The following is a 25,429-nucleotide window of genomic DNA, read 5'->3' on the forward strand; positions in this document are numbered from 1 at the left end:
CCGGGGGTGATTCGGGCCACGGCGGTCATGAGTCGTTGCCACCGGGCAGGATCGGGCCGGATTGGCTGTGCACGAGGTTGGCGCCGGGCAGTAGCTCGGGGGCGACGGGCTCGCCGCGCTTGCGGCAGGTGGCGAGCTGTTCGACACCGGTGTCGATGTGGGTGATGCGGTAGATGCAGTCCGACAGACGCCGGTAGCTGTAGCCGAGCCGGCCGAGCTCGTCGCCGCGCAGGGTCATGCGGGCATCGCCGCGCTCGACTTCGATCCACACGCTGCGGAATTCGCCGACAACGGTCATATCCCAGCCACTAAGCGGGCCATGCCGGCGCTGATGACGCGCAGCACGATCACCCAAATGACCAGTCGCAGGGCGAGCCGGCCGGCGAGCTTGGCCACGGGTTTGAACGGGCGCAGCGCCATCGCCACGAGGCGCAGCGGCAGGCGCAGCAGGCGTGCTGCCCGGCTCGGCCGGCGATGGCCCCGGCGCTTGGCGCTCCGCCACTGCCTGACCCGCATCCGGCGGCGTAAACGGGTCGGGTATGCCGTTACGGAAGCCGTAGCCGAAGCCAGCCAGGACAATAGCCCCCAGAAATGCCACGCGAGGATTTTTCCATAAGGGGGTGCCGGCGTGCGTGTCGCGGACGTCGCCTGTATCGGTACTCTCATACAGATTCCATACCCAAGAGCGAATGCGGCGCTTGCGAATCGACAGGAATTGGCTCGTGCTCGATCCGCTGTCGCCGGCGGCGTGAAAGGCTTCGTTGTAGAAGCCACCGACACCAATCAGCGCCATGTTCCGATGCTTGTAGGCGCCTTCGCTGGATTCGCGGATCGTGCTGTGAATCTTTCGGATGTTCGTGGTGGTCAGGACGAGGTCCCAATTGAAGTGACGATGCATGTCGAAGGCGGTCCAATGATCTTCCGGCCGCCCCATCTCCGCCGCTGCGTCCTCGCCGCCTTCGATCGACAGCGCACTAAGCTGCCGATCCGTCCACCGCGGCGGCCACACGCGTTGCGCTTCGTCGATGATGAGAAAGGCGCCCTTGGGCACCCAGTGGAACCAGCGCCGCAGGCGCTCCAGGCCCTCGCGCTGGCTGGTGTCGATGTGGATCACGTCGAACCGGGGGTCGCCGTCGATGACCTCGAGGATGCGCTCGCGGGAGGTGAGCCCGCGCACGTTGGTCACCAGCGTGCGGCCTTCCTTCACGACCTTGGGCAGGTCGTCCATGATCGCGCCGCTGGTCTTGTAGCTGCCGGGCGGGCCGTGGTGGATCTTGATGGCCATGGCGTCAGCCGCTCGCCTTCATGCCGAGGCCGAGGAACTGCATCACCAGCCGCGTGGCGTAGCTGTTGGCGACGAGGTTGACGGCTTCGGGGATGCGGAAGAAGCCGAGCACGCCCCGGAAGTCGGCGGGCAGTTGCCCCCAGGCGCTATTGATGTAGCCGGTCACACCGATGTCGGCGAGGATCTGCCGCGCGACGTCCCAGGCGAATTGCATCGCCGCCACCTGCGCGCTGATCGCCGCAATGGCGGCTTTCTGGGTAAAGAAGGCGGTCCACTCGACGAAGAAGTCGTAAATCCCTGAGTTGAACCAGTCGAGTATCCACTGAAACCCTTCAAACAGTTCGCCAACCCACGAGAAATCCATAGCGCACCTCAGCTCAGAATGATTCGCAGTGATGCCAGGGCGGCGAGCAGCATCACGAGCAGCCCCACGAGCGAGAGCTGTTCCGCGAAGCGGTTGAAGTCCATCCTGATTTGCTCGCCGAGAAAGGGAAATGTGACGACCGGCAGGCTTTCGCCGCCGCTGGTATTCAGGCCCAGCAGGTCTTCGGCCTCGCCGCGAATGCGGTCGATGGTCTCTTGCAGGCGTTGTTCGGCAGCCTCGCGCTCTTCGGTCAGTTCCGGGAATTCGCCGCCCTCGCCACCGACGTCGAGCGTCGGCCCCCCACCGTCTCCGCAATCCTCGCCGGCCTTGCAGTCGCCATCGCCGTCGCCGTCCCCGTCATCGCCATCGCCATCGCCATCACCGTCGCCATCACCGTCACCGTCACCGTCGCTGTCGTCATCGTTGTTGTTCCCATCGTCGTCGTTGTTGTCATCGCCCTGGCCGTCACCATCACCACCGCCACCGCCACCGGTGCCGCCGTCGCTACCACCGCCACCACCGGAACCGTCGCCATCGCCATCGCCATCCCCGGTGCTGCCGTCTGACCCACCGCCGCCGCCACCGCCGGAGTCGTCACCATCACCATCGTCGCCGTCACCGCCGCCGCCGCTTCCGCCGCCACCGCCGCCGCCGGACCCATCGTCGCCGTCGTCGGGGTTCTGGCCGTCATCGCCGTCGTTGTTATCGCCGTCGCCCTGGTCGTCGTCGTCGTTGTTGTTGCCGCCATCGTTGTTGTCGTCATCGCTGTCATCGCCATCGCCGCCATCGGGCATATCGCTCAGGCAGATGACAATCTCGCCGAGCTGGGCGTAATTCGGGCACTCGGGTGGCGGGGGCGGATCGTCACTATTCAGACATGCCTCACCGGTCTGGCCCGATGAGTAGCTCCACGACACCGTGCCATCGCCGTTGTCGGTGAGGTTCTTGACGCCGGTGAAATGCTTCCAACAGCCGTTGTCGCACCACGTCTTCGCCGTGGTGTTCCAAACGTTGGCTTCGTCCGGCCCCGGCTTCTGCATCGAATCTTCATAGCGCCGATAGGTGCGCTCGCACTCGGCGACACGGCAGAACAGCTGCCCGTTCTCCCAGACCTCATTCAACTTATTGCCCGGACACGCCTTAGTAATCGGGTGGATGTCGTGCAGCTGCGAGCGAATGCCATCCGGTTCGTTCGGATTCGGCACATGCTGGATCACCCAGCAATGCACCTCGCCGGGCGGCAACTCTTCCTCCGGCCCCACGACAATCCGCGCCTCGAACTCGCCGTCATGCACCGACGGTGCCCGCGCTGCCGCATCCGCGCAGGCCGCCTGGCGGCTGTCGCCCCAGCCGGTGACGTTCATCAGCGGCACGTGGAATTTCGCCGGCAGCAGCTCGGCGGCGCGGGCGTTGCCGGCAGCCACCAGGGCCATGACGGTGAGGACGATCAATGCGGCGGTAAGCAGCACGCGATCCATGAGCGCGGACCCTCGCTCGGGCGGTGGGAATCGACGGGGTGACGGCGGCCGTCACCCCGCCGGGGGTGGCATCAGTAGATAACGGCGCGCACGCCGGCGCAGAAGGCAAGGCCCCAGGCAACGCCGATGAGCGCGCCGGTGAACATCGCTCGCCCTCCCTTACGCCTTGCGGATCATGGAGATGACGATGCCGGCGAGCACGATGAGCGCCACCGCACCCACCACGGCCGTCGCCACGGTGCCCGACTGGTCCTTGGCGGAATCCAGCGCATTCGTCGCCGGACCGGCGAGGTCGGGCATGTTGCCACCAGACTGCGCGAGCGCAGTCGTGGCGCTGGCACCGAACACGGCCGCGCCGGTGGCGACCTTGGCGGCGGTGGACTTGCCGAAACGATGGACGGCATTCACGATCTTCATCGGGTTTACCTCGCTTTTCGCAGAAGATTGAGGATCAGACCCAGTGCGATGCCCATGGCCCACATCGCCAGTACGCTGCCAAACGTCCATTCGGCGGTGGGCCAGTGGGGCGCGAACAGCTCGTGGGTCCAGGCGAGCTGTTCATGCTCGGCGGGGGTTACCAGTACGTAACCCCCGCAGTCTTCCAGGGTCTTGGACGTGGCCGTCACAAAGCCCTGGCGGGTGACTTCGGCGCACAGCGCCACTTACGCGCCCTTTTTGCTCGCGCCGGTGCTGGCGGCGGCGCTCTCGCCGCTGGCGCTGCTAGTGCTGCTACCCGGGGCCTTGTCGGTGGCCGGCAGGCCGCCGGTACTGGTGTCGCCGCCGGTGGGGCTGTCTTCGGGCTCGATGGCGAGGCCGTGCATGCCGGTCTTGCCGCCGCCGGCCATGTGCAGCCGCACGCGCAGCTTGTGCTGACGCGGCAGCGTCGAGGCGTCGAGCTGGTCTGCCACGTCGGGCTCGCAGGGCATGGTCATGGGGATGACGCCTTTGACGTCCTTGGTGTCCTGGCGCTCGGCGAGGAACAGTTTCGTGTAGGTGTTGCCGTCGACGGTGATCCGCCGCACGCCGAGGATGTCCACGTCAATGATCTGGTTCATCATGGCTTTGTACTCCTTAGGTTCTCCAAGCCGGCAGTACTGCTTTCGCGATGCCGTGCCGGCACTCGGCACCGTTGCCAGGCCTTGAACGTCGCCCTACGTTCGGGGCGGCGACTCGGCCGGGTTCGTGTAGGAAGCACCCGGACGACAGCGACGGATGCGGTGTCGTGGGGGCGTGGCGTCCGGGTGAAGGGGGGTGGCGTGGCGCACAGAACACACACCACCAGCCAGTGAATCGGGGGCGATACGCCGCACCTCGTCACCGAGGGCCCAGGCGAGCCAGTCGGCGACGCTGCGTTCGGCGTCGGCGAGGCCGTCATAGTCCGCGCCGATGGCCCAGAGCTGGTCAGCGGCCTTGTTGAGCAGTTGCCGCGCCTCGCTCACGTTGTCGGGCTTCCACAGACCATAGCAGTAGTCACGGCAGGGGCGAAGCGCCGCCCGGCACATGACGAGCGCCGCATACTCGGCGGCGTTGCCTCGCGCCAGTTGGGCGCAGGCATCGGCGTGGATCAGGCCCATCAGCAGCACCGTGGCGCGCTGGCGCTCGGTGAAGGTGGCGCGGGCTTCGCGCTGGATGGCCGGGCGCCAGTTGTCGGTGCCGCGTGCGGTCTCGAAGGCGAGCCACGCCTGAAAGTCGGCCTGCCAGTCGGCGGCGGGCGCGGGATCGGCGCCAACGTGGCGCAGCACCTGCCGGGCGTGGGCGATGGCCGCCGGGGCGTCCGCGAGGGTCTGCGGGGTCCGCAGATCCGGCGCGTAGGGGCGGCACTCGGCGAGGGTGGCGCGCACGAGGGCGAGTGTCGGCACCTGAGCGTCCGCGTCGCCGGCGTGGCGGTTGATGAGCACGCGGCAGTGACCGAGGGCAGCGTATAGCGCCGTCGCGTGGCCGGCCGGGGTTTGGTAGCGGCCCCGGTAGGTGACGGCCGGGATGTAGCGGCTAGCGTAGGGCATCGGTCGTCGCCTCCTCGCCGCCAAAACCCACTTCAAGCTGCGTCGTCAGCCGCTCGACGGCCTCCGGCCTAACCTCGCCCTCTATCAGGAGCGTCTGGATAACCGTCTCAAGCGCTGCTTGCACGCCGCATTCACCCGGTACCTTCCACGCCACCGCTTTAAGGCGGCTCACGACACGCATCGCTTCCATCTGCCGGCTGCTGCGATCACACATGGCTAGCCTCCGTGAGCGTGACATCGGCTGGCATCTTCCGCCGGATGGCCGCGACGGCTTCGTCGTACGTCTCACCGCTGCCGTACCGCTGCGGGGTGAAGTGCGGGCATTGCTGGAAATAGGTGACGAAGCGGCCGTGCTGCTGACGCACGATCAGTCGCCAGGTGTTGCGGTCCTGGAAGGGGCGCGGTGCCGGTCGCTGCGGACCCGTCATGCCGTTAGACGCCCAGTACGTGACGTTACCCGGATGCTTGCGCGGGCGCGGCTTGGGAGCGCTCGGCTTGGCGCAGACCGGGCGCGGGGCTTTGACGCCCTTGGGGCGGATGCGGCGACCCTGGGCGTGAACGCTCTCATACGGCCAGCGCAGACCATAGTCCGTGGCCAGACCGGCACCGGTGACCCAGTTGGTCTGTCGGGGCCGGCAGGCGAAGGGGCGCCAGGGGCGACAGCATTCGCGGCGGAAACGGGCGCAGTAGTCGGCCCACCGCTCCCGTTTGCCGTTGGTGATCGGCCGCCACACGATCATGGCACCGTGGCGGAATTGCTTCACGCGGCCCATCTCGCGCCGCCACTGTTCGTCGAACCGGTAGACCCACTGGCCGGTCTGGACGCGGAGCGTACCCGATTCCAGGGCTTCGACGATGGTGTCAGTTGCCTCGAAGGCAGGGAGGTAGGCCGTCATTCCCAATCCTCCGCTTCCAGGCACATGCGGCGCAGGACTTCCATGTTGATCAGCGGGTAACGGCCGATCTTCATGGTCGGGATGTAGCCCTTGTTGATCCAGCCGCGCACCACTTCTTCGCCCACGCCCGTCAACTGCGCGAAGCGCTCCTTGCTCATCAGTGGGGTGTTCGGTTGTTCAGGCGCGGGCGTTTCCATATGCTGGCTCCTGCACTGTAATGAACTGTGGTGCACTGTCCTCAGGGACTATGTAGCCGCTGATGAGAACCATACTGCACTATAGAGCCTAATGCAAGTATTTAGAGCCTACTAAAGGCTCTTTGAGATCTCGCCTCCACGGGATTAGGCCCTATAGAGTCATGCCAACGTCTTGGAGAGACACGTGACGCGCCCCAAGTCCGAACCACACACTGTCGCCGAACCAACTTGGGACACGGAGAGGTTCAGTCAGCGATTGCGGCAGGCTCTAGGTAACCAGTCGGTATACTCCATAGAGCAACAAACCGGCATAGCGCAGAGCTTGGTCCGGAAATATTTGAACGCGCGCTCTATCCCTGGTGCAGATAAGCTCGTCGCCTTAGCTCAGGTCACAGGCGTTTCGCTGACGTGGCTAGCTACCGGTGAAGGCTCCCAGGAGGTCACCCCCTCGCCGGCATCACAAGCGAACACCGAGATCGTCGACGAGTACGCTCTGATACCCCGCTATGACGTTCATGTCAGCGCAGGCCACGGGGCCGTGGTCGAGCGGGAACAGGAAGTGCAACGACTTGCCTTCCGCAAGGACTGGTTACGTCGTGAAGGGTTTACCCCGGATAACCTCGTCCTGGTCACGGCCATGGGCGACTCCATGGAGCCGACGATCGGAGAAGATGACCTAATCCTCGTCGACACCAGCCGCAACGAAGTCCGCGACGACTCTATCTATGTGCTTCAGGTAGACGGCGAAACTTTCGCCAAGCGGTTACAACGCGACTGGTCAGGCGGCGTGTGGATACGCTCCGACAACCCCCAGTATCACGATCAACACGTCGGGCCTGACGACTACAAGAACTTGAAAATAGTTGGCCGCGTTGTATGGATAGGCCGCCGCGTTTAGCAGCCCTAGCAAGTAAACGCAGCCACGTTACTAGGAGACCATCCGCATGGTAAATGCCTAGCACAAACGCACCAAAACCATAGCTGCGCAGCCATTCCCGAAACAATCCACATTAAGTCTCGGGTTTAAATCGAAAACGGAGTTGCCGAAATTTTCTTTTTATTTTCGAATCTGCGGGCATTGGCAACATCCCAGCGCGCTGTACGGCGGCAGCTGCCGATCGGTCGAAAGATGAGTCACCGCTAGACTCTACGACCCGAGCACTCATGACCACGCCGCTCGGGCTGAGACGCACCTGAATAATACACGATAATCCATCACTAATGCCCGGAGGCCGAATCCACGCAGCTTGGATCCGTTGTTGCCATATTGGAATATACTGCTCCCTCGCTTCTTTCAATTTTTTCGAAATTCTACGTTGACGCTCTTCTTTCAGTCGCTTTTCACGTTCACGCCGGCGCACTTTTTCGGCCATGCTTGCCAAATCAATATCGCATTTGTCTTCCCATTCCGCCAAAATCGTGGCGCTTCCTGATAAGTCAAAAAACAAGTCCACATGAGGTCGGCCTAGCGGAACACGAATAACAAGCCTCTTATGCTTTGGAGCTTTTCTTACAAGTTTCTCTACAAGCGGAGGGTGAGCGCTGACAGTATTTATAGAGGTGAAAAGTAAATCCGCATGCTGCGGTTTTGATTTGTCAAAACGATAGATAACCTCTCGAACCAAGTCACCGGATTCGTATTTCAGCCCTTTCAGCCCAGCGAGCACTTCTTTATCGCTCTGATAGCAGCCCAGAAAAAACCTGATATCCCTATCGGCCTCATTTGTGTATGCGGTGAAAGATACCGCATCCGTAATGGGGTCTACTCGCTTAGAAAGCATCCATGCTTTATTTTCACCAACTGTTTTGATTGGCGACTCTGCTACCGCAGAACTGATAATCAGTGAGAGAACCATAAAAAGCGAAATTCCATATCGCTTCATCTTTGCCCCCTAGAAAATCGCACCGCCACCCATGTATTCGCACAACCCAGGTCAGGCGGCTGCTGTAAGTGTGAAATCGACGTTTATCGCATCATACGGAAGGAACAGACGGCCGTCTTCCGTTCGGTCGATGATGCCAGCGTCGAGCAACCTGTGCAGATCTCTGCGAGGTAACCGGACTAGCGAAGGGAACGGTCACGCGGTACGAGCAGACCGGAAGCGCACCGCGCACAGAAGTCATTGAGACCGTCTGTGCCATTTGGCCCAAGTACGCCCACTGCCTTGTGACAGGGATGACCGACCCGGCGAATGGGCACATCAGCCCAGAGATTGAGAAAGCCCGCAATAGCTCGCCAGGGGCGCCAGAAGCTTCCTAATCGCCGCGTCATTTTCTGCCACACGCTTTAACCCCCCGTGCCACCCTCAATTCTTTAGAAGCTTAACCAATGTCCGGCCGCTTTCGCTAGGGTGATAAATATCTTCCGTATACCCCTCCGCTATAACAAGCCCGCTGCCTTGCAAAGACTGTGCTATCGCATCATCGAGAAATTCTTTGAATGGCCGTCTCAATGTGGGGTCATATTGATCGATCCTCTTGTAATAGTCTTCCAGTTCGTGAAGATCGCCAATAAAGGTATTGTTGATAACGCTGGCAAGGCGCTGAAACATGTCGTAATCAATATCCCCGCGAAGGCAACCAGCATACACCTTCCCTAAAATGGAGGCTTTGTCAAAATGATCTTGTTGCTGTAACAAAAGGATCAGCCCTTCTCCCACGCGTCGCCTGTAAGAGGGATCTGATTGTAGCTTCCTAACCTCATGGCTAGGCACCTGACCACATGACTGTTTTGCTGATTCTAGAAAAAACGCCACCTTCTTCATGAAAACCTTGTTATCAATTGTGTTACCAAGGTTCCAAATTTTTGCAAGAATGCCTACGAACGGAATATCCTTTAGCACCCCACTATCCATAGCTGCATCCAGTGCAGTCTCGGTAACGGTGCTGACAAAATCCCTCCCGCTTTCCGAAAAGACAGAGTCGACAAGTGCCTGCCCCATGTTTTCGCGAGAATGGCCACCAGGTTCTTGCCCCATCACTACACCCCTTAGCCGAACGGAAATAATACTCGGCTTGCTCGGACGTATCGTCCCGAGCTTCCCACACGTTGTTAGATCGCAGGTATAGCCCATCGCTGATCTCACCATGCCCGTTTCGCCCAGGCACGTTGCAGGCGTCGGAAACCGGCCTTACAGTGATAAACATCACACTTTCAGAGTGAACAGGCAACCATCGGGCTAGGAGCTGCCCAGTGCCACATCGGTGGCTGTTGCCCTACAGACAGGGAGGTGCCATATGCGAATCCTACCGTTCGTGCTCGCTGCTGGACTGTCGCTCGCCGTTGTCCCGGCCGTCGCTGATGACCAGCGCAAACCCGATCCACTGCCCAACCTGGGCGATGCGGCCATCGAAGGGATGCGCGACGGCGCGCACATGATGGTCGACCAGCTCTTTGGCGATAAGCGCAAACGCATCATCGGCTATCGCGAGGAGTGGGTGCCCGGCAAGCCGATGGAGGAGTGCATCGGGCCGGACAAGGAGCTGAACGAGAACGTGTTGCGCTGCCGGCATGGGTACAAGCGCCGCGTGCCCATCTACGCAGACGAGTAGACGCCGGCGGGAGATTCAGCATGTTCAGCGTGTTCGTGTACGCGTTCATCGTCCTTATGTTCGCAGGGCTGATCGTCGCGGCCGTTAAGAACGCGAAGGGCAAACGGCGCGGGTTGGTGTGGCAGGTGCTAGACGCCTTGGCACAGAAGGGGAAGGACGCGGCCCGAGGGCCGCGGTTCGTGCCCAAGAAGGTGCTTACCGCGCCCGAGCAGACGTTGTATCACCGGCTCAAGGCGGCGTTGCCTTATGAGGTCCTGGCGCAAGTGGCGTTTAGCCAGTTCATCGGCGTGAAGGGCGGGAGTCGCAAGGCGAACTTCGCGAAGTTCGGCACGGCCCGGCAGAAGGTGGCGGATTTCGTGATCTGCCGGCGGGATCTGTCGATCCTGGCGGTGGTCGAGCTGGACGACCGTTCGCATACCCGCAAGCGTGACCAGGCGAAGAATGCGGTGCTCGAAGAGGCGGGCATTCCCATCATCCGGTGGCACGTGAAGGATATGCCGGATCGAGAACGGATCAGGGACGCTGTTGCCGCCTTAGTGCAACCTCAGCCTGAGGCTAGCCAGAACGTAGGGCGCGCGGAACCGGCCGTCGAGTAGGCGCGGAATTAGGCCACGTCGTCGACGACGGTCACGTTGACGTGCTTACCGGCGCGAGCGAGAACGTTCACGAGCATGTCGAGGCTGAACCGATCCAGACGGCCGCGCAGCAGGTCGTTCAGCCGCGGCTGAGTCAGGCCGAGGCGGGTAGCCGCTTCTTTCTGGGTAACGTTCAGACTCTCCACGTATTCGCGGATCTGCGTCATCAGCTCGGCGCGGAGCTTCAGGTTTTCAGTCTGCTCCGGCGTGTCGCCCAGGGCATCCCACACGCTGTTGAATCGCTGGCTGTCAGTCATCGCTCGTTCCTCCGCTGCGCCTGCAGTTGCTTGAACCGGCGCGTTGCTGTGTCGAGGTCCCGCTTGGCGGTCTTCTGTGTTTTCTTCTGGAAGGCGTGCAGGACGTGTATGGCGTCCTCAAACCGGGCGATGTAGATCACGCGGTAGGCGTTGCCTTCGTCCTTCACGCGCAGTTCCTCGACACCAGGGCCGATGCTCTTCATCGGCTTGAAGTCGTCCGGCTGCATGCCGCGTTGCAGTCGGTCAAGCTGGTACCCGACGGCGGTCTTGGCCCCTTCCGCCAAGCCCCGGATGACGTCCAGACTGTCGCCCCAGAACTCGATTTCCTTCATCTTTGCAAGATTATATCAGAACTTATATAAGACACCAGTAACCGGCAACGAGTGTCTACCCAGTGGCTACGCCTCTCTGCGTAAGAGTGCTGCACTGTGCGCCACGAACGCCGTAAGTTATTGAACAGTCAAGAAGAGTGCACAAGAGTGCACCGGAATGACGTTCTCATAATCCCTTGGTCGCTGGTTCGAATCCAGCCGGGCCCACCAGTCCAATCGATAACTTGCGAATGCGCCCCACACCCGATATCGCGGCGAGTGTTCACTGCAACGGGGGGTTCCGCGCCTCGAACTGGCTGAGTCGCGTCCGTATACCGCGTCGCCATGTGTAAAGCCACCCGCCTCAAAGCGAACCGACCGCCTCGCCGCTGCCCCTGACCGCGGAGAACGCCGAGCTGCGCGCATGTGGTTTCGCTCACGCGGCAGCTCAAGTGGTTCAATCAGCTAGGTCTTCGGCTCCACTACGACGCTGCGGGCGGCTCACTACCCGTTGTCGCGGGCTCTCCCAGCTCCTCGTCGGGAGCAAGGATGCTCTGACGCTGGAACAGGTCGACATAGGGTTGGTAGCGATAGCGCCGGTTGCGCTTCCGGCCCGTTATTTCTCTCAGAATGCCCCAGGCTTCCAGATGTTCCACTGTTCGTTGGGCGGTTACATACGACGTGTTCAATGCCCCTTCGACGGTACGGATCGACACGATGGGGCGCTCGAATAGGATGTCGAGCAGCTGTTGAGCCATCGCATTGTCGCGAAGAGCTTCACGGTGTTGTTCGCGGAGTGCGAGGATTTCGCGGGATGTGGTCGTGGCCGCTTGACTGACTTCGACCACACCGCGCAGAAAGAACTTGATCCAGCCTTCCCAATCGCCATCGTGGCGAACGGCCATGAGGCGGTCGTAGTACTGAGCGCGGTGCGCCTTGAAATAGTAGCTGAGGTAGAGCAGGGGCTTGTGCAGTATGCCTCGCTCGCAAAGCAGCAGTGTGATCAGAAGGCGCCCAACACGGCCGTTGCCATCCAGGAACGGGTGGATGGTCTCGAACTGAGCGTGCGCAACGGCGCAATGTATGAGGTCCGGCAGGGTAGCACGGTCGTGAAGGAACTCTTCGAGATTCCCCAAGGCCTCGTGCATAGCGTCTGGCGGCGGCGGTACGAATTCCGCGTCGTTGAGCGTTACACCGGCCGGGCCGATCCAGTTCTGACTCTGCCGGAACTCGCCGGGGCGCCGTTCGGCGCCGCGGACATCGGTCAATAGCTTTTCGTGGATCTCGCGCAGAAGCCGGAGCGACAGCGGGAACGTATCGAGACGTGACAGGCCGTGGTTCATGGCCGCGACATAGTTGACGACTTCCTCAACGTCCTGCGGCTGGTCCTCGATGGCGGGCTCGGCCTCGTAACCCAACACGTCCTCGAGGGTGCTCTGGGTGCCTTCGATCTGGGAGCTCAGGACGGCCTCGTGGCGAACGTACATGGCGACGAACAGCTCCGGGTTCGGTAAGACGGAGGTGACACCGTCCAGTCGCCCCAGGGTTCGGTCGGCCTGTGAGAGAAGACGATCCAGCTCGTCGTCGCGCGCTACAGGCGGTTCGGGTGGCAAGGGAGCGGGGATGAAGGCCCGGTAGCTGCCCGGTTGCCTGATGTACCGTCCGGTTCGCGTACTCATGGGTTAGTTCACTTGGGTTGAATAGGCGGTCCGAGCATGACCCGTTATTTTACTAAACTCGCCATTTGTAAAATAGTGACTCGCTTGCGCCTGTCGTGTTTTGCGTCGGTTTAACAACGTGGCCCACTGGCCGGGTGCGGTCGTGCGTGTCGATCGGGAGCAAGGAGTCTGCTGTGGCGATCATGAAGGTTGAGAACGGTAGGTAGGTTGACTTCCGCCCGGCACGACGTAAGTCCCGCCGTATCCGCACCCCGTTTCGAACTCGGCTTCCGCTGCCGAGTGAAAGGCGACGGTCATTCTTCGAAGCGCTTCCAGATCCGTTCGAACACCTCATCACCAGGAACGGCTTCAACTTCGCCCGAGCGCAGCTGCTTCAAGCGCGCCTGAGCAGTCGCCGCCCACTTGCGGTCAGTATCCGCTTCGGGCGGATTCAAGCTCCGCAGCAGCGAATCGACTACAAGGGCACGTTCTTCCACCGGAAGCGCGTTTACCTCGTCGATTAGGTCCTTCACGCCCATCTCGCTGCCTCAAGCGGTATCTGTCGCTCTGCACTATGACATCCTGCCTCCCGGCCAGACACTCCAGCGCAAGCGGGGCCGGTGACTATAGCTGCCGCTGCCGGGGCACCGGTGCCTGCGGTCTCGCTGTCTATCCGGTGACTACGCCACATCACCCTTCCCAGCGAGCCTTGTTTCCGGGCCGAGTGTCTACATGTCTACGGGACCACCCGGCTCAGTGCAGGGCAGCCCGCGGGTGATCCGGGGCGACGTGGGCATGGCGCATGCTCAGGCGTATGTCGGTGTCGCTGCTTGTCTTGGATCGGGCATCATGTGTGCCCGGCTTCTGATAATCGCAAGGACAACGGAGAATCGGATGGACAACGTCGGCATCCTACTCGACTTCGACGGCACTTTGGTGGACTCGGAGAGCGCGCACCTGCGCGTCTGGAACGAGGTGCTCGCCGAGTTCGGTGTGGCCATCGAGCCCGCCCAGTACAAGGCGGATCACACTGGTGTACCTGCGCCGCAGTCGGCCCGGCATCTCGTGGATACCCACGGGCTCCCCGTTACCCCGGATGAGCTCACCGACCGCAAGAGCGCCCTCACGCAGCGCTTCCTGCGGGAGAACCGTACCCCCTTGCGCCCGGATGTACTGGAGACACTGGAGTGGTTCCGGGAGCGATCCGTTCCCATGGCGCTCGTCACCGGCAGCCCCCGCGAAGAAATAGCGCACACCATGCGTCACTGGGGATTGGAGCCGTTCTTTGCGTCTATCACCACACGGGACGACGTCCGCCACAGCAAGCCCCATCCGGAGAGCTACCGCCGCGCGCTCGCCACCCTGGATCTGGCCCCTGAGTTCGCCGTGGCATTCGAGGATACCAGCACGGGTGTGGAGTCCGCCGTCGCCGCCGGTGTGGCTTGCGTGGCCATCCCCAACGAGTATTCCGACGGGCAGGATTTCTCAGCGGCGACCCATGTCGCCCCGAGCCTCCACGAGGCTCGCGTCTGGACGGAAGCGAAGTTCGGTCTATAGCCAGCGGCGCACTGACCCAAGCACGCAATAGGCGCAGCCCGCGAAAGCCGGGTGTCCGGTGGTTCAGGCGCGGACGTTTCCTTGTGCTGGTCCTTGAACCGGCACGTAGCCGTATCGAGATCCCAGTGCGTGTCGGAGCTCGTTCTCAAGGTGGCTATGGAGACGGTCGAACGGCTTTTTTACGTCTGGGATGCGCTGAAGGCACAACTCCCATTGAGCCATGCCGCAGTCTCGACCATCGACAAGCATGCGCGCGCCATCCTTCTCGTCAGGGAAGCCATATTCCGGCGAACGTAACCGCGAAGTCCACTGTTCGTAATCCGTTGTGGCTCTGTAACCAGCACCGGCAGTCACGATAGACCAGAATAAGCAATCAACACCTCATGGCCTGACACATATCCACTGAGTGGTATCATCTGCGTATACGCAAAGGGCGGACGGGAAGCCGCCCCCAAAGGGGCAAGCACGCCATGGCAGAGCTCATTGGACACGGCATCTACAGCATCCCCGAAGCGGCGCGCCTCGCAGGCATCGCGCCGACCAAGGTCCGTCGCTGGGTTTTCGGCTTCACCGCGAAGCAACAGAACGGCTCGCGTGCCCACTATGCAGGCCTGTGGGATCCGGAATACCGAGACGAAGACGAGCACGCGCTCAGTTTCCGGGACCTGTTGGAAGTCCGCTTCGTACATGCGTTCCGCAAGCATGGTGTCAGCCTCCAGGCAATTCGGCAGGCGGCTTCCCACGCCCGTGAGCTACTTGACACCAAGTATCCGTTCACGTGTCGGCAGTTCCGCACCGATGGGCGTTCGGTATTTGCCGCCGTGGCTCCAGAAGTCTCCGATTATGAGGACCGAGAACGTCTGCTGGACCTGGCGAAACGCCAATACGTTTTCCGGGAAGTGATCTCGCCCTCGCTCTACGCCGGTATCGAATACGACCAAACGGGAGACGCGGAACGCTGGTATCCGCTACCCGAGACTCGCGCCATCGTGCTCGACCCGCAGCGAGCTTTCGGCAAGCCGATACTCGACGACTATCGTGTGCCGACAGAAGCGCTCGCCGCCGCGGTTAAGGTTGAAGGTGATACCACGATCGTGGCGCGACTCTACGAAATCCCCGAGGATCAGGTCAGGATGGCCGTAAAATTCGAGCAAGGGATGGCTCAACGTGCGAGTGCTCATTGACGAGAACCTGCCCGCAGCTCTCGCCCGCGCGCTTAACGAACTGAGCCTGCATCGCGAGCAGGTTCCGGTCACCCATCTCACGCAGCGGTTCGATCGCGGCACTGTCGACGTTGACTGGATACATACTCTCGGTGAGGAGGGCGATTGGGTCATCGTCTCGCAGGACCGCTTTCGCAAGAGCAAACTGGAGAAGGAAGCGTTGCAACGGTCCGGCATCGCGGCGTTCGTCCTCGAGCGTGCCTGGACGAACCACGCGTTCTGGGAGAAAGCTCAAAACCTGGTTCGCTGGTGGCCCGTAATCCTGCAGCGGGCGCGATCCTGCTCTGGTAGCACTGTCCACCTTGTGCCTTGGCGAATTAGCGGCAACGGCACATTCAAGGCCATTTGATCGAATATCGCAATGGCTCGCCAGCATCGAGTCTGTCACTGACACAACTGCCAATCTTTGTCAGCGCGACTACCAAGAATGCCAACAGCCCCGTTGTCTGGGCCGCTTCTACGTTGTTGATCCAATTTCGAAGGGATTACGACACGTTAGCCGCGCCCGGTGAGCTCTTACGGCCTTGCTCAACCTCCGGGCTCACTTGCCCGTTGGCGGGGTCGGTCTCCCCCGTCATCAACCAGGTGGTGAACTGAGGGAACAGGGCGAGAATAGCCGCTCCCTCTGAGAGGCGGGGCTCCACCTTGCCGTTCTTGACGTCTGACCAGCGGTTCGCGCCGATGCCTGTGGTGGCGGCGAGGCGGCTGTATGTCCAGCCCTGGGACTGGGCATACTCGATGAGCGATGTCATGCGCTCACGGGTTGACACGGAGTTATTCCCCGGCTTAGTGTTCAAGCCACGGTTACGGAATTATTCCGTGGCTAGTATGTGTGACGTAATGTGCAGGATTGAGGATATGGAAGACCTCCAAGCCCGGCAAGCTATCGTCTGGCCGCTGGTTACGAAGGAGCGCTTCGCGGAGATCACCGGGCTTTCCTTCGACCAGGTTCGCGGCATGATCAATCGCCGCCAGCTCCCCACCCGCAAGGTCGGCCGGCATCGTCTGGTGAACCTGGCTCGCGTCACCCGGGAATGCCTGGAGGGGGAGGCATGGGAATGACCGACGAGCATTCGCCAGCGGTCAAGCGCCTCTGTGCCGCCGTTGCCAATGCACCCTGCGAGCTCGATACGGCCTGGGAGGCGGTTTTTCAGGCTCTGCTCCACGATGATGCGGTTACGGTGGAAGCACTGGAGCGTTGCGCGTCGCGTCTGGAATGGAGTGCGGTTGGTACCGGGCGTTCAAATGGCCGTTCCAAGGCAAAGCAAGCGGGATTGCGTGTTTCGGGGACCGGGCGGAAGGAATGATCGACCACAGTGGCCCGATGCCGGTGGCGTGAATGACGCCTTCGCTGCCCTGGCCTCGACCACCTTTTGTCACGGCCGGTGGCTGTCACTCGTTACGCCGAATCGGGCCGGCACGGTACAGGAAACACGCATACGCTCGGGCTGCAGTGTATCCGGGCCCAAAGGAGCCTGCCCTGTAGTCGACTTGGCAGAACGAATCGTTCAGGCGGCCGGATCGAATACGCGAACTGACGCCTACTGGCCCGCTGCGCCCTCGCCGCCCGTTGCAGGCATCGGCGATCGGCCGGCGTGCCGTGGAAACGACGCATTCCACAAGCGCGCGGCACTACCCTTGAACCGCAACATGGGCCGTTCGATCCCGTACCACGAGGCAGCCGCGACCGGGGTTACGGACAGCAACGATACGAGGCAGGTCAGCCACGGACCGGGATTATCCAGTTGATGGATCACGGTCTGCTGGACCGGGAAAGCGTACACGTACGTCCCGTAAGAGAAATCCCCGACCCGGTCCATGTTCGGTAGCCGCAGGGACGGGTGGAATGAAACGAGAAGGAATGCGTAGGCCAGCGCACCGGCCCCCAGCAACGGATACGCCGGGCTTTTGAAGGCTGCCCACGCCGCGAACAGGAACAACGCCAATGCTATTGGGCTCAGCCGCACCGCGCTCGCGTTGACATAGACGAAGGCGCCCAGCAGGAAGAAGATGCCGAGGCGCTCGAACTTGACGCCAGTCAAATCGGGAATGCCAATATCCAGTCCGTAAGCGCAAAGCGTCGCGACGAAGAGCACGTTAAACAGCCAGCGGCGCCGGAGTATCGTCAACACGCCCAGCGTCGCCGCGCAGAGATACATCCACACCTCATAGGGCAACGTCCACAGGCTGCCATTGATCCCCTTGAACGGCAGATCGGCGAACAACCCCGGAAGCCAGAAATCGATACCGGCTACGAGCGTGGTGTTGTGAATCAGATAGCTTTGCGTCGACTGGTGGCCCAGATAATGGCCGGCGGGCAGGCTTGTTAGCACAAGGCCGACGCCGAGAACGCAGATCCCCACGCACACGATCAGCGCCGGATAAAGTCGCAATACGCGCGCTTCCAAAAAGTCCAGAAGATTGCCCCGTTGCAGGTAGCTGCGGGTAATGAGCAGGCCGCTCAGGAAAAAGAACAGGGACACCGCTATACCGGGCACGCCGAGATGCCAGGGGAGAATCGAGCGCGTGAGCTCGGAGACCGGATCGTGGTGGCCCCTGCCCAGCGCCAATGGCCAGCTATGGCCGATGAGCACCAGAATAGGCGGCAACGAGGCGCAGGAGTGTCAGGTTGTTCTGCCGCTCGGAAAGGCATGCGGAAAGCGAAGGCCCCACGAGAAGCGGCTTCCAAAAGGGGACGCGTCTTGCTGAGACACGGTTGCTGGAGGGTGCCATGCAGCATCCCTTCCCGATGGCTGAATCGATCTTCACAGGTGGAAGGCGTCCGCAGAATACGTGCCTCGCGAAGGTGCCGCCTCCCTGCGAAACAACGCGCGGAACCTACCAGTACCCGACAGAATGCGCAAAGCCACGCCCGCCTGTCCGCCCCGGGAATCCTCCAGTGTGGCGCTAGGTTGAACATCGCAGCGCAAAGGTGGCGGTCAGCGCGACTCGCCGGCGCCACGTTGCGCGGCATGAACACCGTCAGACGTCATGGGTGTGACGAACGCCCGGTGTTAGTTGATGCGTTAGGTTAGGGTGGATTCGACACAAGGAACACGACTACCCGCGAACAGGGAGGTGCGCAAATGCTGCACTTGATTCGTAGCCCGAAGAAGCAGGGCATTGTCATCGAGCTGAACGGGCAACCCATCCACCTCTGGTTCGACGCAGGCCCGGTGCGCGGTGGAAAGCAGGTAAAAGTGTCCGTCGAAGCCCCCCGGGAAATTCCAGTCGTGCGCGAGGAGCTGCTGGAACGGGGCCGCGACGACTCCGACGAATAGCCCCCCACGTGGCCCTGGTATCGCTTCCCCGGCCGACGCGGCCCGGGGAAGCATGTCAGCGTGCGCAGGGCGCAACGCCCCAAGACACCCTGAGACCGTCATCACAATTCGCTCGCTGACGGGCAGCACACGCCCGAGCGTCCTTCCCTGAGTCACGAAGACGTCACAGCCGCTTCAAAAACCTCGAGCAGGCTTCGCGCTCCTTCTCCAACCCGGGAGTGTTTGCGATGAAACCTGGCCTATCGAGCCTGCCGGTTCCGGCTTGGCGCAGCGTCCTGTCGAGCTTGTTGGTGACGTTCGCACTCGCTGCCTGTGGCGGCGGGGGTGACAGCGATTCCGAAGACACCGGCTCCCGACCCGACACAGGCCGCCCGGACGCGACGCAGGCATTCACCCTCGCGGTAATGCCGGCAAGGACGGCTTTCTGCCCACGTACACGGTGGAGGCGATCATTCGGCTGCCGCGGAACTGGACGCCGGCGGAGCATTCCTGGTCGGCGATTCTCAACCACCAGCCGAGCATCAGCACGGTCTGCGAGTACCATGCGCTCGACTGCCGCGGTGGCGACCCGTCACTGGGGCTCAACGTCTCCTCGCTCAAGGAGTTCCAGTGGATTTCCACGTCGCAGAACGGCAGCGGGCCGAGCAACTGGTCCTGGGAAGTGAGCAGCGGCTACTGGTATCACATTGCCCAGGTGAACGACGGCGAGTTCGTGACCATGTACGTGGACGGCTCCCGCACCATGCGCACGGCCACCGAGCCGCAGCACGGCCTGCTCGCTATCCCCGGCGAGCCCTGGAACATCGGCATGAGCAGCTGGATGGGCGCCCTCGACAGCCCCTTCGCCGGCGAAATCGCCGAGATACGGATCAACGGGCGGGCACTCCCCCGGGACGAGTGGCTATACGACCAGCGTTGAACGATGCGCGGCGCCTGTCGTTCCCGCCTTAAGAACCGGCAGCGGCGCGCTGACCGGTCACGATGCCGGCTTGATGGCGACGACCATCAAGCCGGCACGGTATCCGCCGAATCCCCGATCTCGCCCGAATGCCGCGGAATCTGCCCGGTAAAGGGAATACGCCGCCGGTCAGACCACCGTTTCGCTCACTCGCCCCAAGACCTTGTCGGCCGACAAACACAGTAGGGAATCCTGCATCGCGACAGGCTCCCACTCGCGCCGATAACAGCAGAAGGGGCTTTCGAATGAAACTGACCAACCTCACCGTCAAGACCAAGCTCTGGGTGCTCGCCGCTACGCCGCTGGTGGTACTCGTTGCCGTGGCGCTGTGGGGGATGAAAGTCATGGAAGAGATTCAGAACGATGCACGAACCATGTACGTGGATCGCGTCGTTCCCCTCGAGGATCTCAAGGGCATCGCCGACGACTACGCCGTACTAATCCCGGAAGCCGTCAACAAGGCCAACGCCGGCCTCATATCGGCCGAAGAAGCACTATCCCACATCCGCGAGGCGCGTGAGCGCACGGACGAGCTCTGGCAACAATTCAATGAAACGGAATTCACCGCACGGGAAGCGACGCTCGCCCGGGAAGCCCGCACGCTGTTCGACCGGGCAGATCGGGAAATCGATCGCCTGGAGGACCACCTCGCCGGACTGAGCGGCACCGTCGCCGGCGAGCTCGACGAATTCGATGGACCGCTGTATACCCACATCGACCCCATCACCGCGAAGCTCAACGAGCTCATCCACCTTCAGCTGGAGGTCGCCGAAGCGCTTTATGAACACGCCCACGCTGGCTACGTCCGCTCGCTGACGCTGTTCAGTGGCATTACCGTGGTGTCGATCGTCATCGTGGGGCTGCTCGCGTGGTTCATCGGCACGAGTATCCGGACGCCGCTGGAACGGTTGCGCGCCACTATGGAGCGAAGCACGCGGGACTCGGACCTCACGGTATCAGTCGACGTGCAAGGCCACGACGAGATCGCCGAGGCCGGCAGGGCTTTCAACGCCATGATCGAGCGTTTTCGCGGCCTCCTTAGCGAGGTGCTCACCATTACGTCGAGCCTCGCTTCCTCGGCGGAGGAGCTCTCGGCCGTGAGTGACCAGAGCCGCTCGAACGTCGAACGACAAAACAACGAGGTCCAGCAGATATCGACCGCCGTCGAGGAAATGAGCGCCACGATTCGGGAAGTCGCCCGTAATACCTCCGAGACGGCGGATACCGCGGGAACGGCAAACGAGAATGTCGCCGCGAGCAGCCGCGTGGTCGGCAACGCCCGCGATTCGGTGGACACCCTCGCCCGCAGCGTCGGCGAAGCCGCCGAGGAGGCTCGCCAGCTCCTCAAGGACGGTGAGCGTATCAGCCAGGTTCTGGATGTGATCACCGGCGTCGCGGAGAAAACCAACCTCCTCGCCTTGAACGCCGCCATCGAGGCCGCCCGCGCCGGCGAGCACGGCCGCGGCTTTTCGGTGGTGGCGGAGGAGGTGCGCAATCTGGCATCGCAGACGCAACAGTCCACTGGCGAGATCCAGGCCACCATCGAACAGCTCCAGACGCGTGTCAGCACGGTGGTTCAGGCCGTGGAAGCCGGGCAGACCCACGCTTCCGAAAGCGTCGAGGGCAGTCAGGAAGCCGTCCAGGCCCTCGCGGACATCGCCCGCGCCGTCGAGCGTATCAGCGAGATGGCCTCGAGCATCGCCAGCGCGACGGAAGAGCAGGGCACAGCCTCCGAGCAGATCGCCCAGAGCGTCTCTCAGGTAAGCGAACTGGCCGAGCAGAGCGCCGAGGGGACGGCCCAGACCAACAAGGCCGGGAACGAGCTCGCGGCCACCGCCGGCCGGCTCCGCGAAATGGTCGAGCAATTCCGCACCTGATACGGCGAGATCCGGTGCCCGGGAGACTCCCCGGGCGCCGGATCCGATTCCCGCCATTCAGCCTCACCGTCCCTGCCAGACCCGATACGTCGCCCGGCGACGACGATCGACGCGCGGCCCGTATCGCCGTGCCGCATGAACGAGCGCTGACAAGACACCTAAAAACGCCATAAAAACAAATCGTTACAAAGTAACGGCGCAAGCACCCCCAAGCGGTGGCACAAAGTCTGCACTACTGCCCAATAGTCCACCAACGGACACCGTCGCGTGCGCTACCGAGCAATCACGCGCAACATCAACACGGCAAACGCGGAACTGCCAGGGAGGCACCAGCCTTGCGTCATCTCCCGACTATCGTCTTCGTCATCTCGCTGATGTTTCTGGCATTCGTCGGCGGCGCGGTAATGACCGTGTCCGAGACTTACCCGGCGCCGCTGATACGCGACGCCTACCGCGGCGGGATGGCGCTTTACGACAAGCTCACGCGCTATACTGACCCTTACACCACTGACCTGTGGTCGAAGCAGCGCACCGAAGATCGTGGCGTGACCCGCCATCTGCCCGACAAGGCCCGGGCCGGACTCACGCTCTACACCTCGGGACACGCGGCGAAGGCCACGCTCGTGGACATGAATGGCGAGCCCGTCCACGAGTGGGAGCGGCCGTTCAGCAGCATCTGGGATGCGAGCGCCGCCACTGACGATCCCGTATCCGATCATCAGATTTATTTCCGCAAGGCCCACGTATTCCCCAACGGCGACCTGCTCGCGCTCTACGAAGGCGTCGGCGACACCCCTTACGGCTACGGCATGGCACGCCTGGACGTTGACTCCAGCCTCCTCTGGAAGAATCTGGACAACCTCCACCACGATTTCGATGTCGCCGATGACGGACACATCGCCGCGCTTGCCCATGGCGTGCGCACTACCGGGCTCAAGGGCGCGGACCAGTTCGAGCCGCCGTTTCTGGAGGATTCGCTGGTGATTCTCTCGCCCAAAGGCAAGACGCTCACGAAGTTCTCGCTGCTGGAGGCGATCAACGACTCGGACTACCGGCGCTATCTCTGGCGCGTGCCCTATTACAGCCTGGCCGACCCGTTGCACGCCAATGGCGTGGACTACCTGGACCGTGACGACGCCGAGCGCCTGGCTCGCAAGATCCCCGAGGCAGCGCCCGGGCAGGTGCTCGTCTCCTTCCGGGAGCTGGCCGGCGGCAGCGTGGCCCTGGTGGACGTCGAGGCGGAAACGGTGGTCTGGGCAAGCCGGGGGCCGTGGCTCGCCCAGCATGACCCGGACATTCTGCCCAACGGCAACCTGCTGGTCTTCGACAACCGCGGGCATTTCGGGGCCGGCGGCAAGTCGCGCATCGTCGAGGTCGACCCCGCCACCGGCGCCATTGAATGGGTCTACGCCGGCGACGAGAACGCGCCGCTGGAGAGTCTCATTCGCGCGGCCGTCGAACGTCAGTCCAACGGCAACACACTGATCACGGAATCCAGCGGCGGACGCCTGCTCGAGGTCACTACTGCCGGCGAGATCGTCTGGGAATACGTCAACCCGATCCGCGGCGGCGAAGCGAATGCCCGCATCCCTGTCATCAGCTACGGCCAGCGCATCCCGCCGGACCGCCTGTCGGCACCCTTCCGGGCCCGTATCGCCCCGACCACCACAGCCAGAGAGGAGCACACGCCATGAAGTGCAAGTACGCTACGCCGATCCTCATTGCGCTGACGCTCGGCGCCAGCGAAGCGGCCCTCGCCTACGTCGGCCCCGGCGCCGGCCTCAGCCTGCTGGGCGCGCTTTGGGGCCTCCTGCTCGCGATCGGTGCCGCTCTCGGGTTCGTGATCCTCTGGCCGATTCGCCGTGCACGCCGGCGCGCAAAGGCCCGCCGCGATGCCCAGACGATGGCTGACACCGCGGACAATGAGCCCGGCCAACCCGGCGGGGACGAATCCCCCTCGCAGCGCAGCCTGTAGGCGGCGTTCATGGGTTTGTTCGACGTGCCGGCGCCGGTGTTCGCCTGGCTCGACACCCAGGCGGCGACGATCCTGTCCGCGCCGTTTCGGCTGGTGATCTGGGGCGCGATCGGCGGGCTGGTCTCCATGGGCCTCTACCGCCTGCTCTCCTCGCAACGACGCATCGCCGAGGGCAAACGGGCCCTCGCCGACGCCCGGCAGCGCCTGGATGGCTTCGACGGCGAATTCGCCGACGCGATGCCGCTGATCAAGCACCTACTCGGCACCGCGTTCGCTCAGGTGGGCCGGGTCTCGGCACCCGCCATCGCAGCCTCGCTGCCTCTGCTCGCGCTGATCGCCTGGCTCACCACGGCCTACGGTTACGCCTATCCCACACCGGGTGTGACCCCGACCATCCATCTTGCCCCGCAACAGCTTCAAGCCGAGTGGGTAGAGCCCGAATCCTCACAGCAGGCGCCCCGCGTGGTCGTGAACGACACGCAGCGCGGGACGGTGGCCGAGGTAATACTCCCCGAGCCGGTGCCGGTGGTCCACAAGCGGCGCTGGTGGAACACCCTGTTCGGCAACCCGGCAGGCTATATCGACGACGACGCTGCGGTGGAACGCATACACATCGAATTACCGGCGCGGGAGTACCTGACGGTCGGTCCGGACTGGCTGCACGGGTGGGAGCTGCCCTTCTTCCTGTCGCTGCTCGTCGCATCGGTGGCGCTGAAGGTGATCGCGCGCATCGAATAGACACTGCGGAGGATCCGACAATGACAGACACCGCCAATGACGATCCCTTCCGCGTCGATCCGTGGAACCATTACCTCGGCGGCCTCGTCGCCCGCCACCCGGGGCTCTGGCGGAGGCTCGGCAACCTGGAAACCCGGCTGCTCGGTGACGCACTCGCCGACGTACGGGTAGAGGCGCCCATCTACGTGGCGGGGCTGGCGCGTTCGGGCTCCACGCTGTTGCTCGAGGTGCTGAGCTGGCATCAGGCCGTGGCCACGCACCGCTATCGCGACTACCCGCTGCTGCACACGCCCTACCTCTGGAACCGGTTCCTGGATCTCACGCCGCGGGCGGAAGCCCAACCGGCGGAGCGCACACACAAGGACGGCATCATGGTGACCCCGGAGAGCCCCGAGGCCTTCGAGGAAGTGCTATGGATGGCGTTCTTTCGGCAACTGCACAGCCCGAACGCCAGTGCGGTGCTCGACGCGCACACCACCCACCCGGCATTCGAAGCGTTCTACCGGGATCACATCCGCAAACTGCTGAGCGTGCGCGGCGCGGATCGTTACGTCTCCAAGGGCAACTACAACATCACGCGGCTGGAGTACCTGCTCAAATGCTTTCCCGACGCGCGCTTCATCATCCCCGTACGTGATCCGGTCTGGCACATCGCCTCGCTGATGAAACAACAGCGTCTTTTCCACGAGGGGCAGCTACGTCAGCCCCGCGCCGTCACCCACCTGCAGCGGGTCGGCCATTTCGAGTTCGGCCTGGACCGGCGCCCGATCAACGTCGGCGACGACAGCGAGGCCCGGGAGATCGCCGCCCTCTGGCAACGCGGTCACGAGGTGGAAGGCTGGGCGCACTACTGGCGCGTCCTGCATACCTACCTGGCCGACCGCCTCGACGCCAATCCGGCACTGCGGGCCGCGGCACGGGTCGTGCACTACGAGCCACTGTGCGCGCAGCCCCAGGAGACGCTCACATCACTGCTCGAGCACTGCGCTCTGGACGCGTCGCCGGACCTCCTGGAGCGCGCCCGTGACCACATCCATCATCCCAGTTACTACCAGCCCCACTTCTCGGAGCACGAGCTCGCGACCATCGAGCACTGGACACGGCAGACCGCCGAACGGCTGGGCATTGCCCCGGCAGCGAGGCAACGTATGACCGCTGGCGAGCGCTAGTGCCCCGGAACGCAA

33 protein-coding genes are annotated in these 25,429 nt (G+C 62.8%); 15 read left to right on the plus strand and 18 right to left on the minus strand.

Annotation, left to right across the window (positions count from 1 at the left end; genetic code table 11):
• Positions 1 to 25 precede the first annotated feature (25 nt).
• The 10 genes from ACPEES_RS03315 to ACPEES_RS03360 form a co-directional block, all read right to left on the minus strand.
• Complete coding sequence (locus ACPEES_RS03315) at positions 26 to 1,285, minus strand: zonular occludens toxin family protein (RefSeq protein WP_435101041.1); 1,260 nt, start codon at positions 1,283 to 1,285, stop codon at positions 26 to 28.
• A gap of 4 nt (positions 1,286 to 1,289) precedes the next feature.
• Entirely contained in the window at positions 1,290 to 1,649 is a 360-nt protein-coding gene (locus tag ACPEES_RS03320; protein ID WP_435101042.1) for a DUF2523 family protein, read from the minus strand.
• Between the two features lie 8 nt (positions 1,650 to 1,657).
• On the minus strand, positions 1,658 to 3,127 hold the full coding sequence (locus tag ACPEES_RS03325; RefSeq protein ID WP_435101043.1) for a hypothetical protein: 1,470 nt from the start codon (positions 3,125 to 3,127) through the stop codon (positions 1,658 to 1,660).
• 159 nt (positions 3,128 to 3,286) lie between these two features.
• Entirely contained in the window at positions 3,287 to 3,544 is a 258-nt protein-coding gene (locus tag ACPEES_RS03330) for a hypothetical protein (RefSeq protein ID WP_435101044.1), read from the minus strand.
• A 5-nt stretch (positions 3,545 to 3,549) separates the two neighbouring features.
• Positions 3,550 to 3,789, minus strand: coding sequence for a hypothetical protein (locus tag ACPEES_RS03335; RefSeq protein WP_435101046.1), 240 nt, complete (start codon positions 3,787 to 3,789; stop codon positions 3,550 to 3,552).
• Entirely contained in the window at positions 3,790 to 4,185 is a 396-nt protein-coding gene (locus ACPEES_RS03340) for a hypothetical protein (RefSeq protein WP_435101048.1), read from the minus strand.
• 93 nt (positions 4,186 to 4,278) lie between these two features.
• Entirely contained in the window at positions 4,279 to 5,130 is an 852-nt protein-coding gene (locus ACPEES_RS03345) for a hypothetical protein (protein ID WP_435101050.1), read from the minus strand.
• On the minus strand, positions 5,117 to 5,344 hold the full coding sequence (locus ACPEES_RS03350; RefSeq protein WP_435101052.1) for a hypothetical protein: 228 nt from the start codon (positions 5,342 to 5,344) through the stop codon (positions 5,117 to 5,119). The genes ACPEES_RS03345 and ACPEES_RS03350 overlap by 14 nt, the downstream gene beginning before the upstream one ends.
• Positions 5,337 to 6,026: a hypothetical protein gene (locus tag ACPEES_RS03355; RefSeq protein WP_435101054.1), complete on the minus strand. Its 690-nt coding sequence runs from the start codon at positions 6,024 to 6,026 to the stop codon at positions 5,337 to 5,339. The genes ACPEES_RS03350 and ACPEES_RS03355 overlap by 8 nt, the downstream gene beginning before the upstream one ends.
• On the minus strand, positions 6,023 to 6,223 hold the full coding sequence (locus tag ACPEES_RS03360; protein WP_435101056.1) for a hypothetical protein: 201 nt from the start codon (positions 6,221 to 6,223) through the stop codon (positions 6,023 to 6,025). Before ACPEES_RS03360 ends, ACPEES_RS03355 begins: the two co-directional genes overlap by 4 nt.
• A 184-nt stretch (positions 6,224 to 6,407) precedes the next feature.
• On the opposite strand from ACPEES_RS03360, the gene ACPEES_RS03365 reads away from it, so the two are divergent.
• Positions 6,408 to 7,121 carry a LexA family transcriptional regulator gene (locus ACPEES_RS03365; RefSeq protein WP_435101058.1) on the plus strand — a complete coding sequence of 238 codons (714 nt, stop codon included), beginning with the start codon at positions 6,408 to 6,410 and terminating at the stop codon, positions 7,119 to 7,121.
• 112 nt (positions 7,122 to 7,233) lie between these two features.
• On the opposite strand, the gene tolA is transcribed toward ACPEES_RS03365, so the two are convergent.
• On the minus strand, positions 7,234 to 8,106 hold the full coding sequence (tolA, locus tag ACPEES_RS03370) for a cell envelope integrity protein TolA (protein WP_435101060.1): 873 nt from the start codon (positions 8,104 to 8,106) through the stop codon (positions 7,234 to 7,236).
• A gap of 423 nt (positions 8,107 to 8,529) precedes the next feature.
• The gene (locus ACPEES_RS03375) at positions 8,530 to 9,201 is read right to left on the minus strand and encodes a hypothetical protein (protein ID WP_435101062.1); all 672 of its coding nucleotides are present in this window, start codon (positions 9,199 to 9,201) and stop codon (positions 8,530 to 8,532) included.
• A 259-nt stretch (positions 9,202 to 9,460) separates the two neighbouring features.
• Between ACPEES_RS03375 and ACPEES_RS03380 the strand changes: the two genes are divergently transcribed.
• Positions 9,461 to 9,775: a hypothetical protein gene (locus ACPEES_RS03380; RefSeq protein ID WP_435101064.1), complete on the plus strand. Its 315-nt coding sequence runs from the start codon at positions 9,461 to 9,463 to the stop codon at positions 9,773 to 9,775.
• Between the two features lie 20 nt (positions 9,776 to 9,795).
• Positions 9,796 to 10,371 carry a DUF2726 domain-containing protein gene (locus ACPEES_RS03385; protein ID WP_435101066.1) on the plus strand — a complete coding sequence of 192 codons (576 nt, stop codon included), beginning with the start codon at positions 9,796 to 9,798 and terminating at the stop codon, positions 10,369 to 10,371.
• A gap of 8 nt (positions 10,372 to 10,379) precedes the next feature.
• Here ACPEES_RS03385 and ACPEES_RS03390 read toward each other — a convergent pair whose 3' ends face one another.
• From ACPEES_RS03390 to ACPEES_RS03405, 4 genes are all read right to left on the minus strand, one after another.
• On the minus strand, positions 10,380 to 10,667 hold the full coding sequence (locus ACPEES_RS03390) for a helix-turn-helix domain-containing protein (RefSeq protein WP_435101068.1): 288 nt from the start codon (positions 10,665 to 10,667) through the stop codon (positions 10,380 to 10,382).
• The gene (locus tag ACPEES_RS03395; protein WP_435101070.1) at positions 10,664 to 10,999 is read right to left on the minus strand and encodes a type II toxin-antitoxin system RelE/ParE family toxin; all 336 of its coding nucleotides are present in this window, start codon (positions 10,997 to 10,999) and stop codon (positions 10,664 to 10,666) included. Before ACPEES_RS03395 ends, ACPEES_RS03390 begins: the two co-directional genes overlap by 4 nt.
• 461 nt (positions 11,000 to 11,460) lie before the next feature.
• Positions 11,461 to 12,657 carry a Fic family protein gene (locus tag ACPEES_RS03400; RefSeq protein ID WP_435101072.1) on the minus strand — a complete coding sequence of 399 codons (1,197 nt, stop codon included), beginning with the start codon at positions 12,655 to 12,657 and terminating at the stop codon, positions 11,461 to 11,463.
• Between the two features lie 293 nt (positions 12,658 to 12,950).
• Positions 12,951 to 13,175, minus strand: a complete 225-nt coding sequence (locus ACPEES_RS03405; RefSeq protein ID WP_435101074.1) for an addiction module protein — start codon at positions 13,173 to 13,175, stop codon at positions 12,951 to 12,953.
• 355 nt (positions 13,176 to 13,530) lie between these two features.
• Between ACPEES_RS03405 and ACPEES_RS03410 the strand changes: the two genes are divergently transcribed.
• The 3 genes from ACPEES_RS03410 to ACPEES_RS03420 all read left to right on the plus strand — a co-directional run bounded on the left by ACPEES_RS03410 (position 13,531) and on the right by ACPEES_RS03420 (position 15,765).
• Complete coding sequence (locus ACPEES_RS03410) at positions 13,531 to 14,193, plus strand: HAD family hydrolase (protein ID WP_435101076.1); 663 nt, start codon at positions 13,531 to 13,533, stop codon at positions 14,191 to 14,193.
• Between the two features lie 470 nt (positions 14,194 to 14,663).
• Positions 14,664 to 15,377, plus strand: a complete 714-nt coding sequence (locus ACPEES_RS03415; protein WP_435101078.1) for a DUF433 domain-containing protein — start codon at positions 14,664 to 14,666, stop codon at positions 15,375 to 15,377.
• Positions 15,361 to 15,765: a hypothetical protein gene (locus ACPEES_RS03420; protein WP_435101080.1), complete on the plus strand. Its 405-nt coding sequence runs from the start codon at positions 15,361 to 15,363 to the stop codon at positions 15,763 to 15,765. Before ACPEES_RS03415 ends, ACPEES_RS03420 begins: the two co-directional genes overlap by 17 nt.
• 136 nt (positions 15,766 to 15,901) lie before the next feature.
• Here ACPEES_RS03420 and ACPEES_RS03425 read toward each other — a convergent pair whose 3' ends face one another.
• The gene (locus ACPEES_RS03425) at positions 15,902 to 16,186 is read right to left on the minus strand and encodes a helix-turn-helix domain-containing protein (protein ID WP_435101082.1); all 285 of its coding nucleotides are present in this window, start codon (positions 16,184 to 16,186) and stop codon (positions 15,902 to 15,904) included.
• Between the two features lie 88 nt (positions 16,187 to 16,274).
• Between ACPEES_RS03425 and ACPEES_RS03430 the strand changes: the two genes are divergently transcribed.
• Positions 16,275 to 16,478, plus strand: a complete 204-nt coding sequence (locus ACPEES_RS03430) for a hypothetical protein (protein WP_435101084.1) — start codon at positions 16,275 to 16,277, stop codon at positions 16,476 to 16,478.
• Positions 16,475 to 16,723: a hypothetical protein gene (locus ACPEES_RS03435; RefSeq protein WP_435101086.1), complete on the plus strand. Its 249-nt coding sequence runs from the start codon at positions 16,475 to 16,477 to the stop codon at positions 16,721 to 16,723. Before ACPEES_RS03430 ends, ACPEES_RS03435 begins: the two co-directional genes overlap by 4 nt.
• Positions 16,724 to 16,957: 234 nt before the next feature.
• Here ACPEES_RS03435 and ACPEES_RS03440 read toward each other — a convergent pair whose 3' ends face one another.
• Entirely contained in the window at positions 16,958 to 18,010 is a 1,053-nt protein-coding gene (locus ACPEES_RS03440) for an acyltransferase family protein (protein ID WP_435101088.1), read from the minus strand.
• 492 nt (positions 18,011 to 18,502) lie between these two features.
• On the opposite strand from ACPEES_RS03440, the gene ACPEES_RS03445 reads away from it, so the two are divergent.
• The 7 genes from ACPEES_RS03445 (at position 18,503) to ACPEES_RS03475 (ending at position 25,414) form a co-directional block, all read left to right on the plus strand.
• Entirely contained in the window at positions 18,503 to 18,697 is a 195-nt protein-coding gene (locus ACPEES_RS03445; protein WP_435101090.1) for a carbon storage regulator, read from the plus strand.
• A 439-nt stretch (positions 18,698 to 19,136) separates the two neighbouring features.
• Positions 19,137 to 19,616, plus strand: coding sequence for a LamG-like jellyroll fold domain-containing protein (locus ACPEES_RS03450; protein WP_435101092.1), 480 nt, complete (start codon positions 19,137 to 19,139; stop codon positions 19,614 to 19,616).
• A 284-nt stretch (positions 19,617 to 19,900) separates the two neighbouring features.
• Positions 19,901 to 21,532: a methyl-accepting chemotaxis protein gene (locus ACPEES_RS03455; protein WP_435101094.1), complete on the plus strand. Its 1,632-nt coding sequence runs from the start codon at positions 19,901 to 19,903 to the stop codon at positions 21,530 to 21,532.
• A gap of 335 nt (positions 21,533 to 21,867) precedes the next feature.
• On the plus strand, positions 21,868 to 23,226 hold the full coding sequence (locus ACPEES_RS03460; protein WP_435101096.1) for an arylsulfotransferase family protein: 1,359 nt from the start codon (positions 21,868 to 21,870) through the stop codon (positions 23,224 to 23,226).
• Positions 23,223 to 23,507 carry a hypothetical protein gene (locus ACPEES_RS03465; RefSeq protein WP_435101098.1) on the plus strand — a complete coding sequence of 95 codons (285 nt, stop codon included), beginning with the start codon at positions 23,223 to 23,225 and terminating at the stop codon, positions 23,505 to 23,507. Before ACPEES_RS03460 ends, ACPEES_RS03465 begins: the two co-directional genes overlap by 4 nt.
• 9 nt (positions 23,508 to 23,516) lie before the next feature.
• The gene (locus ACPEES_RS03470) at positions 23,517 to 24,245 is read left to right on the plus strand and encodes a hypothetical protein (RefSeq protein ID WP_435101100.1); all 729 of its coding nucleotides are present in this window, start codon (positions 23,517 to 23,519) and stop codon (positions 24,243 to 24,245) included.
• A 20-nt stretch (positions 24,246 to 24,265) separates the two neighbouring features.
• Positions 24,266 to 25,414 carry a sulfotransferase gene (locus tag ACPEES_RS03475; RefSeq protein ID WP_435101102.1) on the plus strand — a complete coding sequence of 383 codons (1,149 nt, stop codon included), beginning with the start codon at positions 24,266 to 24,268 and terminating at the stop codon, positions 25,412 to 25,414.
• The last annotated feature ends 15 nt before the right edge of the window (positions 25,415 to 25,429 follow it).

Origin of the sequence: Arhodomonas sp. AD133 (assembly GCF_051195215.1) — a bacterium.
In the GTDB taxonomy this organism is placed as follows: Bacteria; Pseudomonadota; Gammaproteobacteria; order Nitrococcales; family Nitrococcaceae; genus Arhodomonas.

Coding starts and splice junctions, on each gene's coding strand:
- ACPEES_RS03315 (WP_435101041.1), bottom strand. CDS start 1,285: ATGGCCATCAAGATCCACCACGGCCCGCCCGGCAGCTACAAGACCAGC.
- ACPEES_RS03320 (WP_435101042.1), bottom strand. CDS start 1,649: ATGGATTTCTCGTGGGTTGGCGAACTGTTTGAAGGGTTTCAGTGGATA.
- ACPEES_RS03325 (WP_435101043.1), bottom strand. CDS start 3,127: ATGGATCGCGTGCTGCTTACCGCCGCATTGATCGTCCTCACCGTCATG.
- ACPEES_RS03330 (WP_435101044.1), bottom strand. CDS start 3,544: ATGAAGATCGTGAATGCCGTCCATCGTTTCGGCAAGTCCACCGCCGCC.
- ACPEES_RS03340 (WP_435101048.1), bottom strand. CDS start 4,185: ATGATGAACCAGATCATTGACGTGGACATCCTCGGCGTGCGGCGGATC.
- ACPEES_RS03345 (WP_435101050.1), bottom strand. CDS start 5,130: ATGCCCTACGCTAGCCGCTACATCCCGGCCGTCACCTACCGGGGCCGC.
- ACPEES_RS03350 (WP_435101052.1), bottom strand. CDS start 5,344: ATGTGTGATCGCAGCAGCCGGCAGATGGAAGCGATGCGTGTCGTGAGC.
- ACPEES_RS03355 (WP_435101054.1), bottom strand. CDS start 6,026: ATGACGGCCTACCTCCCTGCCTTCGAGGCAACTGACACCATCGTCGAA.
- ACPEES_RS03360 (WP_435101056.1), bottom strand. CDS start 6,223: ATGGAAACGCCCGCGCCTGAACAACCGAACACCCCACTGATGAGCAAG.
- tolA (WP_435101060.1), bottom strand. CDS start 8,106: ATGAAGCGATATGGAATTTCGCTTTTTATGGTTCTCTCACTGATTATC.
- ACPEES_RS03375 (WP_435101062.1), bottom strand. CDS start 9,201: ATGGGGCAAGAACCTGGTGGCCATTCTCGCGAAAACATGGGGCAGGCA.
- ACPEES_RS03380 (WP_435101064.1), top strand. CDS start 9,461: ATGCGAATCCTACCGTTCGTGCTCGCTGCTGGACTGTCGCTCGCCGTT.
- ACPEES_RS03385 (WP_435101066.1), top strand. CDS start 9,796: ATGTTCAGCGTGTTCGTGTACGCGTTCATCGTCCTTATGTTCGCAGGG.
- ACPEES_RS03390 (WP_435101068.1), bottom strand. CDS start 10,667: ATGACTGACAGCCAGCGATTCAACAGCGTGTGGGATGCCCTGGGCGAC.
- ACPEES_RS03395 (WP_435101070.1), bottom strand. CDS start 10,999: ATGAAGGAAATCGAGTTCTGGGGCGACAGTCTGGACGTCATCCGGGGC.
- ACPEES_RS03400 (WP_435101072.1), bottom strand. CDS start 12,657: ATGAGTACGCGAACCGGACGGTACATCAGGCAACCGGGCAGCTACCGG.
- ACPEES_RS03405 (WP_435101074.1), bottom strand. CDS start 13,175: ATGGGCGTGAAGGACCTAATCGACGAGGTAAACGCGCTTCCGGTGGAA.
- ACPEES_RS03410 (WP_435101076.1), top strand. CDS start 13,531: ATGGACAACGTCGGCATCCTACTCGACTTCGACGGCACTTTGGTGGAC.
- ACPEES_RS03415 (WP_435101078.1), top strand. CDS start 14,664: ATGGCAGAGCTCATTGGACACGGCATCTACAGCATCCCCGAAGCGGCG.
- ACPEES_RS03430 (WP_435101084.1), top strand. CDS start 16,275: ATGGAAGACCTCCAAGCCCGGCAAGCTATCGTCTGGCCGCTGGTTACG.
- ACPEES_RS03435 (WP_435101086.1), top strand. CDS start 16,475: ATGACCGACGAGCATTCGCCAGCGGTCAAGCGCCTCTGTGCCGCCGTT.
- ACPEES_RS03445 (WP_435101090.1), top strand. CDS start 18,503: ATGCTGCACTTGATTCGTAGCCCGAAGAAGCAGGGCATTGTCATCGAG.
- ACPEES_RS03455 (WP_435101094.1), top strand. CDS start 19,901: ATGAAACTGACCAACCTCACCGTCAAGACCAAGCTCTGGGTGCTCGCC.
- ACPEES_RS03465 (WP_435101098.1), top strand. CDS start 23,223: ATGAAGTGCAAGTACGCTACGCCGATCCTCATTGCGCTGACGCTCGGC.
- ACPEES_RS03470 (WP_435101100.1), top strand. CDS start 23,517: ATGGGTTTGTTCGACGTGCCGGCGCCGGTGTTCGCCTGGCTCGACACC.
- ACPEES_RS03475 (WP_435101102.1), top strand. CDS start 24,266: ATGACAGACACCGCCAATGACGATCCCTTCCGCGTCGATCCGTGGAAC.